This is a genomic window from Chryseolinea serpens (assembly GCF_900129725.1).
GTDB lineage: Bacteria > Bacteroidota > Bacteroidia > Cytophagales > Cyclobacteriaceae > Chryseolinea > Chryseolinea serpens.
The window spans coordinates 1112031-1130922 of sequence record NZ_FQWQ01000002.1 but is presented as its reverse complement, the minus strand read 5'-3'; the positions used below and the strand labels follow the sequence as shown (position 1 = coordinate 1130922).

Below are 18892 nucleotides of genomic sequence, written 5' to 3'. Positions count from 1 at the left end.
AGTCAGGGCTAAAGCCCGGCAATATATTCATTGGACATTCCCCGGACTAAAGTCCGGGGTTATTCAACATCTTACTCACACTTAGATTTCCAAACGTAGGGGGGCTCGCTCATCTATACCCTTTCACTTCAAAAGATGTGTGCATAGACCAGGACTTTAGTCGGGGGTTATTCTTTCACCGCGTCCTTCTCTTCAAAGATGTGGTATGGATAAAAAAGATCAGGCCTTCGCTTTATTCGCCAGCTTACTCTTCCAATAGCCGTAGCTGAAATAGATCGCCAATCCAAAGGCCATCCACCCGAAGAAAACTTTCCAGCTGAAGACGGGGATCTCGATCATGAGATAGCAGCAGCACAGCAACCCCAGCACGGGGATGAGGGAAAGCTTGCGCAAAAACGAAAAGACGGTGATCACGGCGGTGATCAGAAGGAAAATGAGGAATAAGATCTCCTGGTGCGCCTCATGGGTTAAGTTGGTCACCGAGCCCATCACGCGTTCGCGAAAGCTATAAAGAAAAATAATAAAGAGTACGGGCACTACCCATTGACCGTTGATGTAGGGGAGGTTGAAGCGTCCATTTGTTTTTTCACGCCGGGGCAACATCAAAACACCGCCACACACAATGGCAAAGGCGAATAAGGTGCCAATGCTGGTGAGGTCGGTCATCAACGCGCTGCCTACGAACAGGGAAGGAATCGCTACTATAACACCGGTCATGACCGTGGAGAACCCGGGGGTCTGAAATTTAGGATGGATCTTGCCAAAGCGTTTTGGCATCAATCCGTCTCGGCTCATGCTCATCCAGATGCGGGGTTGGCCGATTTGGAAAACCAGGAGCACGCTGGTGGCCGCTACTACGGCGCTCGCCGAAATGAAGAAGCCGATCTTGCCTTGGTTGATGCGTTCGAATACGTATGCCAACGGGTCGGCTACCCCATCGAATTCCGAGTAGTTCACCATACCGGTAATGACCAGGGTCACCACGACGTAGATGATCGTACAAATGATGAGCGAATAGATCATGCCCCGCGGCAAATCGCGTTGGGGGTTGGCACATTCTTCGGCCGTGGTGGACACGGCATCAAAACCGATATAGGCAAAGAACACGGCCGATACGCCTTTCAATACGCCCGTAAATCCATTGGGAAGGAACGGTGTCCAATTATCGGTGTCGATATAAAAAATGCCGATGCCGACAATGAAGGCCAGCACCACCAATTTTAGACCCACCATGAAGTTGGCGCTGCTGCGGCTTTCGCGGATGCCAATAAAGGCGAGGATGGTGATCAGGATGATGATGACAAAGGCGGGGATGTTGCAGATGATCCGGTAGCCGGCGAACAACGGTGCCGTGGTCCACGCCAATCCATCGGTGGGGCTACCGGCTTTCACAGCCGCCTTGTACACATCTTCTGCTGTGTACGGATCGGTGGCCAGCCAGGTGGGCAAGTGCATGCCCACGCCTTCCAACAGGTTCACAAAATAGCTGCTCCAGGAAATGGATACCACCACGTTGCCAATGCCATATTCCAAGATCAAGGCCCAGCCAATAACCCAGGCGGTGATCTCACCGAACGTCACATACGAATAGGTGTAGGCGCTGCCGGCCACGGGCACGCGCGAGGCGAACTCGGCATAACAAAGGGCCGTGAACCCACAGGTGACGGCCGTGATGAGGAAGAGGAAGATCACCCCAGGCCCGCCGTCGAAGGCCGCCTGGCCGATGGTGGAGAAGATGCCCGCGCCAATGACCGCCGCAATGCCCATAGAAGTGAGGTCTCGCACCCCCAGGATCTTCTTCAATTCCGGAGAACTATGGCCGTCAACGGGTTCGGATGGATCGTTTAGGATGGTGGTGAGAGATTTTTTTCTAAAAAGGGAATTCGACATTCAATTTGAGTTAGGCGGCCTCAAAATAGTTGATTTTTTTGACTTAACTTAGGGCACCCATGGAGGGTATTTTTTTGGCACCGGTTTTATCACGATTTTTTGATGCATTTACCGAAAGAAGAGCACCCGGACGTATCGGGTCACCAGGGACCCAAGGTCACCATCACATCGGAGGAGGTTAACCAGCTTCCCTTGCGCGCTTTTGAGGGGAAAGTAAGCGTCATCACCGAGCCCTCAAAGCTGGCAGCCATGCAGAAGGAGATCGAGAAGCACGACGTGCTGGGCTTCGACACCGAAACACGCCCCAGCTTCAAGCGCGGCCAAACCTACAAGGTAGCCCTGCTTCAACTGGCCATCCCAGGCAAGGTCTTTCTTATCCGCCTCCACCAGACCGGCTTGCCCGACGAGATCGTGTCCATTTTTGAGAACACCAACATCATCAAAGCCGGCGTGGCCATTCACGACGACATCAAGGCCCTGCAAAAGCTGAATCGCTTTCAACCCATATCCTTCATAGAATTGTCGACCATGGCCAAGGCTTCGGGCCTGCAAGTGGAGAGCGTAAAAAAACTGGCGGGCTTGCTCTTGGGATTTCGGATCTCCAAAAGCGCACAAACCTCCAACTGGGAAGCCCCGACGCTCACCGAAAAGCAGATCGACTACGCCGCCACCGACGCCTGGGTATGCCTGGAAATATATCATCACCTCCTGCGCAACTACTTTCACGTGAAAGCGTAAACAAGAGCTTAACCGCTTTTGCATGATCGCCAAAATCCTCGAAAAACAGACCCTCTCCGCCAACTGGTACAAGCTTTACAAGTACACGTTCTCCTTTACAGACAAACACGGCAACGAGCTCGTCCAAAGCCGGGAGGCCTACGATCGCGGCAACGGCGCCACCATCCTCCTTTATAATAAAGCACAACACACCGTAGTGCTAACACGCCAATTCCGCCTGCCCACCTTCGTCAACGGCAACGACGACGGCATGCTCATCGAAGCCTGCGCCGGTCTCTTAGACCTCGACAACCCCGAAGACTGCATCCGCCGCGAAACCGAAGAAGAAACCGGCTACCGCGTGGCCCACGTCCGCAAGATCTTCGACGTCTACATGTCGCCCGGCTCCGTGACCGAGATCCTTTACTTTTTTGTAGGAGAATACACAGCCGATCAAAAAGTAGCCGAAGGCGGCGGCGTAGACGAAGACGAAAACATCGAAGTACTGGAACTGGACTTCAACAAAGCCTACAACATGATCGCCACCGGCGAAATCAAAGACGCCAAAACCATCATGCTACTTCAATACGCCAAGCTGAACAACCTCGTCTAGTTCGATTCAACATCACCGCAACAAATAGTTTTTGCGTCCATGGCCCTTTGTACTTAATACTGGCTACTGACTACTAACTACTGGCTACTGACCCGTCAACAGGAGAGTACAGGTTAGGTCGATTCGCGAATATTATTATCTTGGTTCGCATATAACCTGCAACCATCATGCGAAGTATCTCCTTACTCATTCTGCTGGCCGCAACGCTAAGCCTGCAGGCCCAGACCCTCACGATTCGCGACCTCACGTGCGAACATCAAAATAATCCGCTCGGCCTTGACGTGACCGTCCCCAGATTTGGATGGAAGCTTGTCTCGGGGCAACGCGGCACGATGCAAAAGTCCTATGAGCTGCGCGTCGGCACGGACGATAAGGCACTTGTGAAAGGACAAAAAATACTCTGGCAAAGCGGGCCCGTCGCTTCCGATCAATCGGTACTCGTGCCTTATGCCGGTCCCGCGGTCACCTCACGCCAACGTTACTACTGGCAAGTGAAAGTTGCCGACAACAAAGGGAACTCCTCCGCGTGGAGTGAAGTGAAGTATTGGGAAATGGGTTTGCTAAAAGCTTCCGATTGGACCGCGCGCTGGATCGAATCCGATCTTCCCGGCGACAGCGTGAACAGCCCCGCGCCGATGTTGCGAAATAATTTCACACTCAAGAAGATGGTGAAGTCGGCAAGATTGTATGTTACCTCGCACGGTCTTTATGAATGCTACATCAATGGCCAACGCGTAGGCGATCAATTCCTCACCCCAGGCTGGACCAGTTATAACAAGCGCCTCCAATACCAGGTCTATGATGTTACAAGCCTGGTCACGAACGGTGCGAATGCTGCCGGGGTCATCCTCAGCGATGGATGGTACAGAGGCAATCTGGCCTGGGAAAACAATCGCAATATCTATGGCAAAACACTAGGCCTCCTGTTTCAATTGGAAGCGACCTATGCCGACGGCAGCAAAGAGATCATCACCTCCAACGAACAATGGAAAAGTTCAACGGGTCCGGTGACCCGCGCAGGGATTTACTACGGCGAAGCTTATGATGCACGGCTAGAGAAAAAAGACTGGTCGATGTCGAGCTATACGGCCGGCGATTGGCATGGCGTGCGCGCGGTCAATGTATCGAACGACAACCTGATAGCATCTTATGCACCCCCGGTAAAAAAACACGAAACCTTCAAACCAAAATCATTGAAGGTGACGCCGCAAGGGGAATTGATTGTGGACTTCGGACAAAACCTCGTAGGCTGGGTGCGCTTCAAAGCGAACGGAAAGGCTGGCGACAAGATCGTCGTCCATCATGCCGAGGTGCTGGACAAGAAAGGAAATTTCTACACCGACAATTATCGCGCAGCCCAAGCTGAGATCGTATACACCTTGAAAGGTGGAGGCGAAGAAGTCTTCGAACCCCATTTTAGTTTCTTTGGCTTTCGCTATGTGAAGATCACGTCCCCCAACAAACTCACGGCCGACCAGATCACAGCAGTGGCCGTGTATTCAGACATGGCGCCCACAGGCAACTTCACCTCCTCCAACCCACTGATCAACCAACTTCAACACAACATCCAGTGGGGACAAAAAGGAAACTTCGTAGACGTCCCCACCGATTGCCCCCAACGCGACGAGCGCCTGGGATGGACGGGCGACGCACAAGCTTTCTCGCGCACGGCGACCTACAACATGAACGTGGCCACCTTCTTCAGCAAGTGGCTGAAAGACCTTGCCGCCGACCAAGTGAAGAACGGACGCGTGCCCTTCGTGATCCCCAACGTGCTGGGCGATAGCGCCTCGGCCTCCACGGGTTGGGCCGATGCAGCGACGATCATTCCCTGGAATGTTTACTATGCCTATGACGACAAGCGCATTCTCGAGCAACAATATGAAAGCATGAAGGCCTGGGTAGGCTACATGGAAGCACGGAGCCGGAACGATTTATGGAACCGAGGCTTCCACTTTGGCGACTGGCTTTTCTACCGTCCCAATGATGACACCGATGGCCGCTCCGCAGTGACCGATAAATATTTGATCGCGCAATGTTTCTGGGCAAACTCCACACAGATCATGCTCAACACCGCGAAAGTGTTGGGCAAAGAAGATGACGTGAAGCACTACACCGAATGGCTGAAACGCATCAAAGACGCCTTCCTCAAAGAATACATGGCCCCCAGCGGACGCCTCGTAGCCGGCACACAAACGGCCTACGTGCTGGCCCTGAACTTCGACATGCTCCCCGAAACCCTGCGCGCCCAAGCCGCCGAACGCCTGGCACAAAACGTGAAGGACTACGACAACCACCTAACCACCGGTTTCCTGGGAACGCCCTACCTCTGCGAAGTGCTGACACGCTTTGGCTACACCGACGTGGCGTATAGCCTCTTGCTCCAGGAGACCTACCCTTCGTGGTTGTACCCGGTGAAGATGGGTGCCACCACCATCTGGGAGCGCTGGGATGGCATCAAGACCGACAGCACGTTTCAAACGCCGGGCATGAACTCCTTCAATCACTATGCCTATGGCGCCATCGGCGATTGGATGTACCGCCGCGTGGCCGGCCTGCGCGAAACAGCGCCAGGCTACAAAGAGCTGATCATCGCGCCCCAACCGGGCGGCAACCTGAAAAACGCCACCGCCGAACTCGAGACCCTCTATGGCCCCGCTAAGTCGGCCTGGAAGCTCGAGAACGGAGTGTTCACCCTCACCGCCGTGATCCCCGCCAACACCACCGCCCAAATCGTCCTACCCGATGCAGCAGATGCTTCGGTGACCGAGGGTGGAGTGGACGTCGGCAAAGTGAAATCCGTCACGGCCATGACGAAGGAGGGCACGAGTGTGCGATTAACGCTGGGGTCGGGAACGTATACGTTCACCTATGGAATGAAGCAGTAACCCTGACCATGTCAGGGATAGGTGGTGATGGTGGATGAAGATATGTGTCCGTTGCGTTAAGATTACTGCGAGCATACTCTCGCAGGGGTATTCATCGTAACCCGGGCCTTAGCCTAGTCTATGCAGATTCAATCCCGAAGGGATTACCTATCATAGACCCGGGTGCTCCGATGTAATCGGAGTACCCGGGGTTCAAAGAATACAAAAAAAATGCGCCACGTGCGCGCTTTAATCAAGTGGTGAACCTTCATGGCGCATCGCTCCGATGCGCCTGGATACAACGTACCGGTTGCGTGCCAGATCGCTCGAAGCACGGTCTATATCTTTCCTGTGGCACGCCTTTCTTAATTACCTCACGACCCCGGGTACTCCGATTACATCGGAGCACCCGGGTCTATGGTAGGCAATCCGCTTCAGCGGATTGTTCTAGCCCAAAAGATATGTGCGTAGACTAGGGCTAAGCCTGGGGTTATCCACAATCACCACAACTTGTGATCATAGCCTGGGGACTAAAGGCCAAGGTTATTCGTTGGCGGCTAAATTGGGTTATCGCCTTTTTTTGCTTTTTTTGAATAAAAGTCACTCAAATGAAATTTCTTCGGGGAGTATGTTGTCTTCTGGTCATTCTGTTCGTCTCAACGCGTTGTTCGGATAATGATCAACCGTCGGCCAATGATCCCAACGGTAAACTGATCGAATCCATTAGTGCCGGCACCACACCTGCGGCGACACTTAAACTTCTGGTGACCATTTCCGGCTACAAGATCGACCCTTCCATTCTGAAACACGACGTTGAAATATTCAAAGTCAAGTACCACACCCAGTTTCAAGGTGAAGACATCACCGCTTCCGGCCTCATCATTTTGCCGCAAACCAACGAGTCGGTCAGCATGCTGAGTTTTCAACACGGAACCACTACGTTGGCAAGCGATGCGCCCTCCGTGCAATCGACGGGTAGTTTCGATGTGGAGTTGTACAGCGCCATAGCCTCGGCTGGTTTTGTGGCGGTTGTCCCCGACATGATCGGCTTTGGCAGCAGCAGCACTACGTTTCATCCTTACTACGTGGAAGAGCCCACAGCCCGCGCCGTTTCAGACATGATCGTTGCCGCCCGCGAATTGGCCGACCAAAAGAAACTTGCCTTTGACGGAAAACTGTTCCTGGCCGGCTATTCCCAGGGAGGCTATGCCACCATGGCCGCCCACAAGGCCATTGAATCCGAACCCCTCGCGGGCATGACCCTTGTTGCCTCCTTTCCGGCCGCGGGAGGATTCGATCTGAAGGCGATCCAGGAATACCTCTTTTCGCAAACCGAATACGCCGACCCCTACTACCTGGCCTACCTGGTGAACAGTTACCAACAGTACTACAAAGAGAACAACCTGCTGAAAGATTTTTTTAACGAACCGTATGCCTCCGCTATCCCCGGCCTTTTCGATGGACAACACGCGCCAAGTAGCATTGATGCGCAGCTTACAACGTCAATGAAGGATCTTGTTTCAGATGATCTCCGCGAAGGGATAGACACACAACCGCGGTTTAATTATATCGTTGCTTTGCTTAATGAAAATTCGCTGGTAAATCAATGGTATCCTAAGACCGTGATGTATGTGTATCACGGGGTTGACGACACAACGGTGCCTTACAGCAATTCTGAATCCACTTATCAAAAGCTGATCGCTAATGGGGCTTCTGCTGAACAACTGCACTTTATCTCGCTTGAGGGGGATCATGGTTCAGCAGTAAAGCCGTATGTCGAGGATCTTGTGCCGAGGTTGATGGCGTTGAAATGAGGAGGCCGCTACGCAATTGCTGTCAATGTCAGCGTTGGCGCAAATTTTCTGGGTAGGCGCATGCATATCAAAATCTGCTATCTTCGTAGTATGACCATTCTCCGACTCAAACATTGGCAAGTGTTCCTGCTGGCTTGGGGACCTCACGCCATTTCAATGCTTCAGCTAATGCTTGCTCCCGAAACTGTAGGGGCCACCCTTCCGCTATGGCTTCTCGTGGTCACAATTGGGACAACAAATTGTTTTATTTGGGCTTGGAAGATTATGGCGGGAATGAACCAAATTTACCCGGCGGCAAACATTCTTGCATTCAAGATAGCTTTTTGGATCCCATGTATCAGTACATTGACCTTTGTCGCCAACCTGGTGTACGATCTCTTTTTTCATAAACGGGAACCAACGGGTATAAACAGCTTAGCGTTTTGGATTGGCACAGGCATCTTATCCTCGGTTTGTATTTTGTTTGGCTTAATGCTCATTGGAAGAATGGTGAGAGCTGTCGAGCTAAAAAGAACGCCATTGATTGGAGAACACCTTTTTGAATCTCTTATAATGTTGATTCCACCGGTGGGAGTTTGGATTGTTCAGCCGAGACTGAACCGGATATTGGCTAGTCAGGAAGCTTCCAAAACTTAAACCCCAAAGAGTCCTCCTCGTAGCACCGGGTGCAACCCGGTGCCCACTCATCGCTGTTCGTAATGGGAATTGACAGCCTCCTGACCTGTATAGTTAGGGCCAGCCTGATCATCCGCACCGAGGTATCTGAATGGAATATTTAAGAAACGGTGTCCCTTTGCAGTGAGTAGGTGTCGTTTATTGTTATAAGCTAAATCATTGTCGTGAAGCCAAGCTGATATGTCTTTATGAAAATTTCTCTGCGATGGATTTTTGAAATTGTTGAGATCCAGATTGGCTATAAATGTTCCCTCGGGTGTTAGTAAACTACAGGCCTTTTGAATGGCACTTAGCTTATCACCAATATAGTGTAGGCCATGAACACAGGTTATTAGGTCAAATTTAAAATCCGTATTAACGTTAAAAAAAGACCCTGTAAAAAGTGTAATTGATTTACAGTCAGCAGGAATCGGGTCATAGGTATCTACCAGGTCGATACCGGCCAAGTGAAAATGATGATCAGGAAATCGAGTTTCAAGATGCTGCGCGGATTGAATGAGCGCCCTGGCCCTGCCGCAACAGATGTCCATCCATCCCACGGAACTCAGTTTTTTGGAGCGTTCAGTCAGAAATTCGATGGGAGATAGCCAGATATCGCGTTCGTAGCTATTTACCCCCACGGCATTGCGCTCTCTGTTCATTCGGTTATTGGCCACAATAGGCGAGGATTCCAGACGATCATGGGGCAGGAGGCTCATTATAGCTTAGTGTTCACCTAATTGTTATTAAATCTATTGAACGACCTCCAATACTTGTCCTTGTAAATGTCGTAGTTGATATTAATAGTCGGGTAGTCCTTAGTCAACTGGTGTAAAACTTTGGAAGGCTTTCTGAAATCCTTACAGGCAAAATAGACTTCTCTTAAGCTGTCGGCGGTCTGTCGCCCGATGTTCAAATAACCGTCGGAATCTTTCAACTGCTCGAGTATCCTTTCCTCAATTTCATTTAGTAGCTGATATGTTTTTTCGTCTGGCATACCATTGTTGAATTGCCCATCATAGGGTATTTCCAATGTCGCGATCCAAGGATGCGATGCCTTCTTGTTCCAATGGAGTATGTCTGTGTTAATGGTGGCAATAAGTTTGTTGCCGCTCTCCAATTCAGCCTCTAGAATTGCGAATTCAGCCGTGTCGGTGTTTTGTAACGTACCTTCATATTTTTCAATGAACTCCTTTTGCCGCCAGAGCAAAAAGTCCTTTAGTTTTTCGATGGGTATAAGGTCCTTTTCTGCCTGTTTCCTTCCAATTACTTTCACATTATCAATTGTGGTGACTGAATTCAATTCGCCAATGAAATTGTCCAGAAAGATATAGGTCCCATTGGTAATGGAGGATTTGTCGTCCTCATGGTAGTCTTTATGAACGATTGTAATGTCTATCTCATCCGGATGGTCTTTCACATCATTGGGATAAAAGGATAAAGTATTACTGTCATACGTGTAACCTGCCATGTCAATTCGGACATTCGTTATGTCCATTGGAGGTTTTAAGGATGTAAAGGTCCACCCAGGAATAGCTGGTGCAGCATGTACTAACTCCTCAACAAAAACAATATTCTTAATATTCCCATCCGGTGTCAGGATTAATTCAACCGTATTTTCGTCTAACATCCCAGTCAGATAAAAGAAACCGTCTTGCAGTTCGTTGAGTTTTGGCGATAACTTATCAAAAAATTCTTTCTCGATATTCTTTTGATTTTTTACTGCTTTGAAAAATCCTCTTTCATTTTCTTGAAACCACTTCCAAAAGTCTTGGTAGGTTCTTATGGGCTCTTGCTTTGTCCCGAATAGTCGTTTTAGTATACTCATCGATTAATCTTATTTTGGCATGGCCAGTTCAACTTTGTCAGTGTGATTTTATAGGCATTGTTGGTAGGTGTGACTAATGCCGATCTTCAACAGTGCCATAAACAATTCCCGCTTTTTTGAAAAATTCCTGCAACGCCTTATACTCGTGCGGATAAAGCGTGGAGACCGTTATGCGGGTTGGTTCAGCCTTATATTGTAAGCATTCAAAGCATATTTCGATATATCCGATGACACGCTCGCCATTGTCAAAAAAGACGATTCCGTTTCGGGGCTCATAACATAATGCGATTTCATTTGTGTCCTGATCGTCATAATTCATCAATAGATGCAGAAGCTCCTCCTCCGCTTCATTGTCCAGCGTTTTCACTTCAAACATTTTGGACAGGTCAATCTGTCCATTTGTTTTAGGTATCTCAGGTTCGTAAGGAGCGCTTTCTAACTTGATTGTATCAAACCCGGGGTAGTCATATTTGAACGAAACCAATTTAATTGTCTTCGTCTTATTGTAGGGAAACGATTTTTTTATTTCGGAAATCGTCATCTGTTTAGACGTTTTCTTATGAACCCGTTCTTGTCCAAAACAACAAGCTGTTGAAAGTAGAATCAATATGACGGTTAAGCTCTTCACGCTATTGTAAATGCCTGCCAACGGTTTAGATATAGGGCGTGGCGGCAGACCAAATTAAAAAATAATCGTCAATCGTGCAGGCATTGGTTATATGCCTGTTGTAAGTCGTTTTTTACTTAGTCACCACTTCCAATGTCCCACCGCGACGATTGTTCTCACCTGTCAGAATGCCTCCGGGGCGATATGCAATTGTAAGGCTCAGATCGGTTGACCGGAAAGCAGCTGATCGGGAGTAAAGAAGTCCGCGAGAGGACGCTACGTTCGAATCCGGACAGCTCCGGTGCGTCACAAACTTGTTCAACTGGTTATTATACAACAATTTAGGGCAATGGCACATCAGTTGATATGATGCAGATTAAACCTCGCATCATGTTCACGAATTTCTTTAAAACCACTTTCAGAAACCTGCGGAATAATAAAGTCTATTCCTTCATCAATATCGCTGGCCTCACGCTGGGCATGGCTTGCGCGATGCTGATTCTACTGTATGTAAACGACGAGGTAAGCTATGATGCGTTTCAAAAAAACACATCGGTATTGTACCGCATAAACCGGCAAATCACAAGACCCAATGGCGACATCGACAAGAGTGGTTACACTGGCTACCTGCAAGGTCCAAGGTTTGCGGCCAATATTCCCGAGGTAAAAGCATTTGTGCGTTACCAGCAAGGCGAAATGAATATTCAAAAAGGTGTCGACATTCGCGCACAACAGGTTTTTTTAGCCGATACCAATTTCTTTTCCGTTTTCAGTTTCCCGCTGATAGCCGGTAATGTACACACGGCCTTGCAGCAACCCAATTCCGTTGTGATCACGGAAGATCTGGCGAAGAAAGAATTTGGCACAACCGATGCCATCGGCAAATTGATCATGTTTAAGGATGGCGATAATTTCAACCCTTACGAGGTTACTGCCGTTGCCAAAAATTGCCCGCAAAATTCATCCATCCAATTCGACGTCGTCATGCCGTTGAAAGTTTCAAAAGAGGATGCGGGCAATAATGAAAACTGGTTCAACTCATTCCTGAACACGTTTGTCGTGTTAACGCCGCAGGCCGATGCAAAGATGACGGGCGATAAGATGCAGCGCTTTTTTTTAACCGATGCCGCAGAGACCATAAAGGCTATTCAGCAACAATATAATGTCAAAGACATTGGCTTATCGTTTTATCTGCAGCCTTTCAGCGCTATTCATTTAAGTCAGGATGCAGCGGCGGAAACGCCATTGGTCAATGCCAGCAATCCTGTTTATTCCTACATACTTTCGGGGATTGCCGTTCTTATTTTACTGATCGCCTGCATCAACTTCATCAACCTGACCGTGGCGCGTTCTGTAAAGCGGGCAAAAGAAATCGGTATACGCAAAGTAGTCGGCAGCAGCAGACGGCAACTGATGGTGCAGTTTCTTGGAGAATCTTTCGTGTTCTGTCTTGCTGCTTTTAGTTTATCCATCGTTGTTGTGGAGGTTGTGTTGCCGGTGTTCAACCAGCTATGCCATAAATCACTTTCGCTGGCTTACCTGCTGGATGTGAAACTTGTAGCCGGCTATGTGCTGCTGCTCATGGTCACAAGTTTGTTGGCGGGGTTGCATTCGGCCATGGTGTTGTCCAGCTATCAGCCCGCGCAAACTTTGTATGCGCGTTTCAATTTATCCGGAAAAGGTTACCTCCAAAAAAGCCTGGTTGTTTTTCAGTTTGCGCTCGCTTCATTTTTGATCATTGCAACATTCGGCATCTTTCTGCAGTTCGATTATCTCACTACCCAGCCCTTGGGTTATGACGATGAAAATATTATAACCGTCGAGAAAGCGGGCTTAACCCAAAAGGAAGCGGCACTCTTCAGACAGAGCCTGCTGCGCCATGCTGATATTATTGATGCTGCACCGAAAAATAGCGGCTATGCGGGCAATACGCTTAAAGTGAACGGCGATAGCCCGATCAATATAATTTTACAGGCGGTTGATACATCGTACCTGTCCCTCTTAAAGATCCCGATCGTACAGGGAAGAAATTTTTCTTCACAGTTTCCGTCCGATTCAACAAAGAGCGTGTTGGTAAATGAAAGTTTTGTAAAGCAAGCCGGCTGGGAAAACCCGATCGGCGAGCAGATCTCAAATTACGACAACAACGAAAAATTGACGGTTATCGGTGTTGTAAAAAATTATCATTTCAAGCCGCTCACACATGCCGTTGAGCCGGAATTGTTTACGATGAGCCCGCAAAATAATTATGGGATGATGTATATAAAAATTCGCCCGGGCAGCGAGACGCAAAGCCTCGCGTTTATACAACAAACATTCAGGCAATTGTTCCCGCTCGACGCTTATGCTTATAATTTTCTCGACCGCAAAAACGCCGCCGCTTATGAAGCAGAAGCCCGGTGGAAGCAAATTATTTTATTGAGTGCCATGCTCACCATTTTTATTTCCTGTATCGGTTTGTTTGGGCTATCGGTTTTATCGGCCGAGAAAAGAACAAAAGAAATCGGCATACGCAAAGTGTTGGGCGCGTCCGTGAGCAGTATTGTTTCTATTCTTTCAACAGATTTTTTAAAGCTGATTGTTATTTCGCTGGTCATCTCCATACCGCTGGCATGGTTGGCGACCGACAGCTGGCTGCAGCATTACCCTTATCGCATCACGCTCAGCTGGTGGCTGTTTGCCTCCGTAGCTTTTTTGGTGATGTTGATTGGGTTGTTTACCGTCAGCTTTCAATCCATCAAGGCAGCGGTGGCCAACCCGGTGCAGAGTTTGAAAACGGAATAAAACCAATCACTTGTAGATCTCATTCAAAATGCCGGCCAAACGAATACCGGCCATCATCAACCTTTCGCGCACGAGGGGCATGTTGACATAGGCGTATTTATAGCCCAGCTTCCCGTTCCCATAGGCATATACTTGCGGGCGATAGGAGATGCTTTCTTTTGCCCAATCGCGTACCGATGCTTTTTGTAGTGCGGCCACCCGGGTGGCGTCGGGTTTGTCGAGCGACTCGGCCAGTTCGGTATAGCTCAATTTTGTGCCGTCGATCATGTCGCTGTCCCAAACCCGGTGCAGGTTGCTGTCTTCCCGGAACCAGCTTACTTTCACCTGGTTGCCACCCTGGTCCTTGATGCCAACGTGTAGGGGCTGGTGGATGTCGCCGATGAGGTGGATGAGCATTTTCACGTGCTCTTGTTCGTCTTTGGGGCTTAGCTTTTTTGTTTTCAATTCTTTGATGAGGCGCTCCAGGGTTTGGATGACGTCTCCATGCGGGTTTTTGTCGCTTTGCTCATAGGTCTGGCCGTTCAGGATGGTGACCCAGTGCCAGTCGTTGGCATAATCATAGGTGGAGTCCGAACGGATGTCGTCCATCCAGGTGCTGGCCATAGCAATGGACTGACCGTTGAGGATGCGTTGTAGTTCTTTGCGTGCTTTTTTGGTGAGATGCTTTTCGGCAACAAGACCAGTGGCGCGATGGCCCGTGGCGCCCCAGGCCCAGGCGCTGAGACAGACTGCCAGGGAGAGCAACGTAAGGATGACTTTTTTCATTATTCAGGTTAAAGGCCGGTAATTTCTCACATTTCCAACAAACGGAAATGAACTGGCCATGAATTTAAATTTATATCTTTAGTGAAAGGCTGATCTATGCCCCAAACGGTTAAACTCTGTGCATTCCTGGTAGCCAATCAATTTGATATCAAAGGGATAAAAACTTTCCTCGATATCAAGCCCCTGGCCGATAGCTCGTCAGAACTTTTCTATTTTTTCGACGGACAGAAATTTCAATACTATTTCAACTTCGGCGTAGTGGTTTTTTCGGGCTATTCCGAAGACGAGATGAAATGGGCCATCAAGACCGTGCAGGCCTTCCAACGCAACCAGGTGGTGACCCCGTTGCGCGACGACCACGTGATCAGCGCCAACCCCGGCAACGAGCTGCGCTTCGGTTTCGACGAACTCATCCTCGACAAGATCGACGACAAAGTGATCCGCATCACCATGTTCAACCTAGCCCAATCGGTGGCCCTGGACCACTATCACGAAGTGACCGAGAATTTATTGACCGAGGTAAAAATCTTCACCAACCAGTTGGAGACCACGGGCAAGCTGAAAGTGAGCCGCAACAACATGATGCGCTTCATGGGCCGCGCCCTCAACACCCAAAACGACATCGCCGAAAATATTTACATCTTCGATGCCCCGGACCTGGTTTGGGATGATGCCTACCTGGACAAGTTGCACCAAGGCCTTATCAAACATTTCGACCTGCGGGTGCGTTTCAGTGAAATAGAGTATACGTTGCGTATCATTGAAGACAATCTTGGCGTTTTCAGAGAGGTCATCAACCAAAGGGAGAGCAGTTTGTTGGAATGGATCATAATCATTCTTATTCTCGTGGAAGTTTTCGATCTGCTGATCACAAAACTCCTCAAACTTACATGACATGAAGCAGGCCCTCGCCCAAAAAAAGAGGGCAGACCCGATATGAAAAAAGAACTTGTACTCGGTTTCGATATCCTGGCTCAACCCGACGATGTTACCTGCGGACCCACCTGTCTGCATGCCCTCTACAACTATTATGGCGACGAGCTTCCCCTCAAGGAAGTGATCAAGGAGGTGAAGCAGCTCAAATTCGGCGGCACCCTGGCCGTGCTCCTGGGTCACCACGCGTTGAAGCGCGGCTACAACACCCACATCTATACCTACAATCTCAATGTGTTTGACCCCACGTGGTTCAAGACCTCGTCGAAAAAGATGATCCAGCAGTTGAAAGCCCAGATGGAGTTCAAGGTGAAGCGTAGAAAATTGCAGGTGGCCTCCCGGGCTTACATCAATTTCTTGCAAGCCGGCGGTGAGCTGCGCAACACAGAGTTGGACGAGAATCTTATCAAAGACTATCTGAATCGCTCCATTCCGTTGTTGGCGGGGCTTAGTGCGACCCATCTCTACGGCACCGCCCGCGAGATCCCACAGTTCGACATCTACGACAGCATCAAGGGCGAACCCTCCGGACACTTTGTGGTGATCACGGGCTACGACGAAGCCAAGAACTGCGCCTACATCGCCGACCCGATGGAACCCAACCCGCTGGGAAAAGGACAAGTATACAGCGTAAGTTTTCCGCGTCTCATAAACAGTATCATGCTCGGCATCGTTACCTATGATGCCAATTTGATGGTCATTGAACCGAAAGAAAAAAAGACCCATGCCAAAACTCATCATCGTTGAAAATCCCAGCCACTGGCGGTTCAATCTCGAAGACGTGGAAGTCATTTCGCCTTCGCGGTATATCGAGGGCGAAGATTACCCGGCCCGTGGACTGAAGGTGATCAACCTTTGCAAAAGCTACCAATACCAAAGCCTCGGCTATTACGTGTCGCTGCTGGCCGAAGCCCGGAAACACAAGGTGCTGCCCGGCGTATCGACCATCCAGGACCTGCGTTTTCCCTCGATCCTGCGGGAAGATTCACAGGACTTCGACGACCTGATCCAGGCGTCGTTCAAGGGCGTGACCACCGACAAAGTGGAGTTCAATATTTACTTTGGCAGCAGCAATGAAGAGGATCTGAACCCGCTGGCGAAACAACTTTTTCAATACATTCAGGCGCCGAGTTTGCGGGCCACGTTCACGAAGCGAAGCAAGTGGGTGCTGCAAAGCATCAAGCCGTTGAGTTTGGGTGAAGTACCGGAAGAGGACCAGTCGTTGCTGCGTTCGTCGGCAGAGCGTTACCTGCTGCGCAAACGCGAAGTGCGGCCCGACAAAAAGAAATATGACATGGCGATCCTCGTTGACCCGAAGGACGCCAATCCTCCGTCCGACGAAAAAGCCATCCAGAAATTCATCAAGGCCGGCGACCAGGCCGGCTTCAACGTGGAGTTGATCACCCGCGACGATTTCGATGAGCTTATTCAATACGACGCCCTCTTCATCCGCGAGACCACCTACGTGAACCACTACACCTTCCGTTTCGCCAAGAAGGCCCAGTCGCTGGGGCTGACGGTGATCGACGATCCGGAGTCCATCCTCAAATGCACCAACAAAGTTTACCTCAACGAATTGCTGACGGCCAACAAGATCCTCACGCCCAAGTCGTATGTGGTGAGCAAAGAAAACTATAAGGCCCTTTCGGAGAAGCTTCCTTATCCCTTCATCCTGAAGCAACCCGATGGTGCGTTCAGCAAAGGCGTTTTCAAGATCAAGGATCCGGAAGAGTATAAAAAAGTGTGCACCGAGATGTTTGTGAAATCGGAGTTGCTCATTGCCCAGGAATTTTTACCGACGACGTTTGACTGGCGTGTCGGCATCATTGACGGCAAGCCGCTGTATGTTTGCAAATATTTTATGGCCACCGAACATTGGCAGATCGTGAACTGGAATTCGGAAAAGCAAAATCGCGAGGGTGATGTAGAGGCAGTGGCCGTAGACAACGCACCGGCCGGACTGATCCGGACCGCCCTGAAGGCCACGGCCCTCATCGGCCGCAGCCTCTATGGGGTGGATATGAAGGAGGTGGACGGAAAGTTCTACGTGATCGAGATCAACGACAACCCCAACATCGACTCCGGGATGGAGGATAAGATATTGAAGGACAAATTATACGCCACCATCATGGATGTTTTTCTAAACAAGATCAAAGCCGAAAAATGATGCACCAACCCTCACGCATTCACCTTTTCCAGGGCTACGGCGTAGAACTGGAATACATGCTCGTCGACCGCAGCACACTACAGATCAAACCCATCACCGACGATCTGCTGAAGCACGAGCTGGGGCACTACGGCAGCGATGTTGACAAAGGGATGGTCACCTGGTCGAACGAGTTGGTGATGCACGTGGTCGAGTTGAAGTCCACCAAACCGGAGTCCGACTTCGCCACATTGGAAAAAGAGTTTGCCGCCAATGTGAAGAACATCAACGCCATTCTCTCACAATGGAACGCCATGCTGCTGCCCACAGCGGCTCACCCCTTCATGGATCCCATGACGGAAACCAAGCTGTGGCCGCACGAGAACAACGAGGTCTATACCATCTACAATAAAATATTCGATTGCAAAGGCCACGGCTGGTCCAACCTGCAAAGCACCCACCTAAACCTGCCCTTCTACGACGACGAAGAGTTTGCCCGCTTGCACGCGGCCGTCCGGCTGGTGCTCCCCTTGTTGCCCGCCCTCTGCGCCAGCTCGCCGATGCTGGATGGAAAATTGACGGGCCTGATGGATACCCGGTTGAAATATTATAAGACCAATCAATCCAAGATCCCCTGCATCACCGGGAAGGTGATCCCGGAAGCCGTGTTCTCGCGACGCAATTACCTGAACACGATCTACGAAAAGATCAAGGCCGAGATCGCCCCCTATGACCCCGAAGGCGAACTGAACGCCATCTGGGTAAATTCGCGCGGCGCCATTCCCCGTTTCGACCGCGGCTCTATCGAGATCCGGATCATGGACATCCAGGAATGCCCCGCTGCCGACCTGGCCGTCGTGTCGTTTGTGATCGGCCTCATCAAAGCGTTGGTGAATGGAAAGATCGCCGACCACGAAGCGCAGATGAAATGGAAAACAGAAACGCTGGCGCACATCCTCGATCAAACCACCGAAAAGGCACAGGAAGCTGTGATCACGCAAAGCGAGTACCTCGCCCTTTTTGGGATGCAACAAACTACAGCCACCGCGGGCGAAGTGTTGCAACATCTCGCCGTGAAAATGGCCACGTATGACCCGCAGCCGGAGCGATGGAAAAAACCGGTTGATCTTATTTTGAAAGAAGGGACATTGTCACAACGGATCGTCGGCGCCATGGGAAAAGATCCCTCCCATGAAACGATCGTGGCAACCTTCAAGATGCTCGCCACCTGCCTCGCCGACAATAAAATGTTCAGCCTGTAGGCCGTGTATTTG

General features: G+C 50.0%; 15 protein-coding genes. 10 read left to right on the top strand and 5 right to left on the bottom strand.

Annotated elements, in window-relative coordinates:
- Window positions 1–219: 219 nt before the first annotated feature.
- On the bottom strand, window positions 220–1890 hold the full coding sequence (locus tag BUB30_RS18645) for an APC family permease (protein ID WP_073136816.1): 1671 nt from the start codon (window positions 1888–1890) through the stop codon (window positions 220–222).
- A gap of 102 nt (window positions 1891–1992) precedes the next feature.
- On the opposite strand from BUB30_RS18645, the gene BUB30_RS18640 reads away from it, so the two are divergent.
- The 5 genes from BUB30_RS18640 (at window position 1993) to BUB30_RS18620 (ending at window position 8537) form a co-directional block, all read left to right on the top strand.
- Window positions 1993–2628, top strand: coding sequence for a 3'-5' exonuclease (locus BUB30_RS18640; protein ID WP_073136814.1), 636 nt, complete (start codon window positions 1993–1995; stop codon window positions 2626–2628).
- Between the two features lie 22 nt (window positions 2629–2650).
- Window positions 2651–3220, top strand: coding sequence for a GDP-mannose pyrophosphatase NudK (gene nudK / locus BUB30_RS18635; RefSeq protein WP_073136812.1), 570 nt, complete (start codon window positions 2651–2653; stop codon window positions 3218–3220).
- Between the two features lie 167 nt (window positions 3221–3387).
- Entirely contained in the window at window positions 3388–6108 is a 2721-nt protein-coding gene (locus BUB30_RS18630; RefSeq protein ID WP_073136810.1) for a glycoside hydrolase family 78 protein, read from the top strand.
- A 587-nt stretch (window positions 6109–6695) separates the two neighbouring features.
- Window positions 6696–7901 carry an alpha/beta fold hydrolase gene (locus BUB30_RS18625; protein WP_073136808.1) on the top strand — a complete coding sequence of 402 codons (1206 nt, stop codon included), beginning with the start codon at window positions 6696–6698 and terminating at the stop codon, window positions 7899–7901.
- Window positions 7902–7991: 90 nt separating this feature from the next.
- The gene (locus tag BUB30_RS18620) at window positions 7992–8537 is read left to right on the top strand and encodes a hypothetical protein (RefSeq protein ID WP_143164980.1); all 546 of its coding nucleotides are present in this window, start codon (window positions 7992–7994) and stop codon (window positions 8535–8537) included.
- Window positions 8538–8584: 47 nt separating this feature from the next.
- Here BUB30_RS18620 and BUB30_RS18615 read toward each other — a convergent pair whose 3' ends face one another.
- From BUB30_RS18615 to BUB30_RS18605, 3 genes are all read right to left on the bottom strand, one after another.
- Complete coding sequence (locus BUB30_RS18615) at window positions 8585–9274, bottom strand: methyltransferase domain-containing protein (protein ID WP_073136804.1); 690 nt, start codon at window positions 9272–9274, stop codon at window positions 8585–8587.
- Window positions 9275–9291: 17 nt separating this feature from the next.
- A complete protein-coding gene (locus BUB30_RS18610) occupies window positions 9292–10383 on the bottom strand; it encodes a DUF695 domain-containing protein (protein ID WP_073136802.1) in 1092 nt (363 codons plus the stop codon).
- Between the two features lie 73 nt (window positions 10384–10456).
- Window positions 10457–10924, bottom strand: a complete 468-nt coding sequence (locus BUB30_RS18605; protein WP_143164979.1) for a hypothetical protein — start codon at window positions 10922–10924, stop codon at window positions 10457–10459.
- Between the two features lie 456 nt (window positions 10925–11380).
- Between BUB30_RS18605 and BUB30_RS18600 the strand changes: the two genes are divergently transcribed.
- Window positions 11381–13774, top strand: a complete 2394-nt coding sequence (locus BUB30_RS18600; protein ID WP_073137411.1) for an ABC transporter permease — start codon at window positions 11381–11383, stop codon at window positions 13772–13774.
- A 6-nt stretch (window positions 13775–13780) separates the two neighbouring features.
- Here BUB30_RS18600 and BUB30_RS18595 read toward each other — a convergent pair whose 3' ends face one another.
- On the bottom strand, window positions 13781–14539 hold the full coding sequence (locus BUB30_RS18595; RefSeq protein WP_073136798.1) for a S1/P1 nuclease: 759 nt from the start codon (window positions 14537–14539) through the stop codon (window positions 13781–13783).
- Between the two features lie 96 nt (window positions 14540–14635).
- Here BUB30_RS18595 and BUB30_RS18590 point away from each other — a divergent pair, with 96 nt between their 5' ends.
- Genes BUB30_RS18590 through BUB30_RS18575 form a run of 4 tightly spaced genes read left to right on the top strand, consistent with a single transcriptional unit; the run spans window position 14636 to window position 18880 of the window.
- Window positions 14636–15433, top strand: coding sequence for an RMD1 family protein (locus BUB30_RS18590; RefSeq protein WP_073136796.1), 798 nt, complete (start codon window positions 14636–14638; stop codon window positions 15431–15433).
- A gap of 42 nt (window positions 15434–15475) precedes the next feature.
- Window positions 15476–16219 carry a C39 family peptidase gene (locus BUB30_RS18585; protein ID WP_073136794.1) on the top strand — a complete coding sequence of 248 codons (744 nt, stop codon included), beginning with the start codon at window positions 15476–15478 and terminating at the stop codon, window positions 16217–16219.
- Entirely contained in the window at window positions 16197–17639 is a 1443-nt protein-coding gene (locus BUB30_RS18580; RefSeq protein ID WP_073136792.1) for a RimK family protein, read from the top strand. The genes BUB30_RS18585 and BUB30_RS18580 overlap by 23 nt, the downstream gene beginning before the upstream one ends.
- Window positions 17636–18880 (top strand): carboxylate-amine ligase, encoded by a 1245-nt coding sequence (locus tag BUB30_RS18575; RefSeq protein ID WP_073136790.1) that lies wholly within the window; start codon window positions 17636–17638, stop codon window positions 18878–18880. Before BUB30_RS18580 ends, BUB30_RS18575 begins: the two co-directional genes overlap by 4 nt.
- The last annotated feature ends 12 nt before the right edge of the window (window positions 18881–18892 follow it).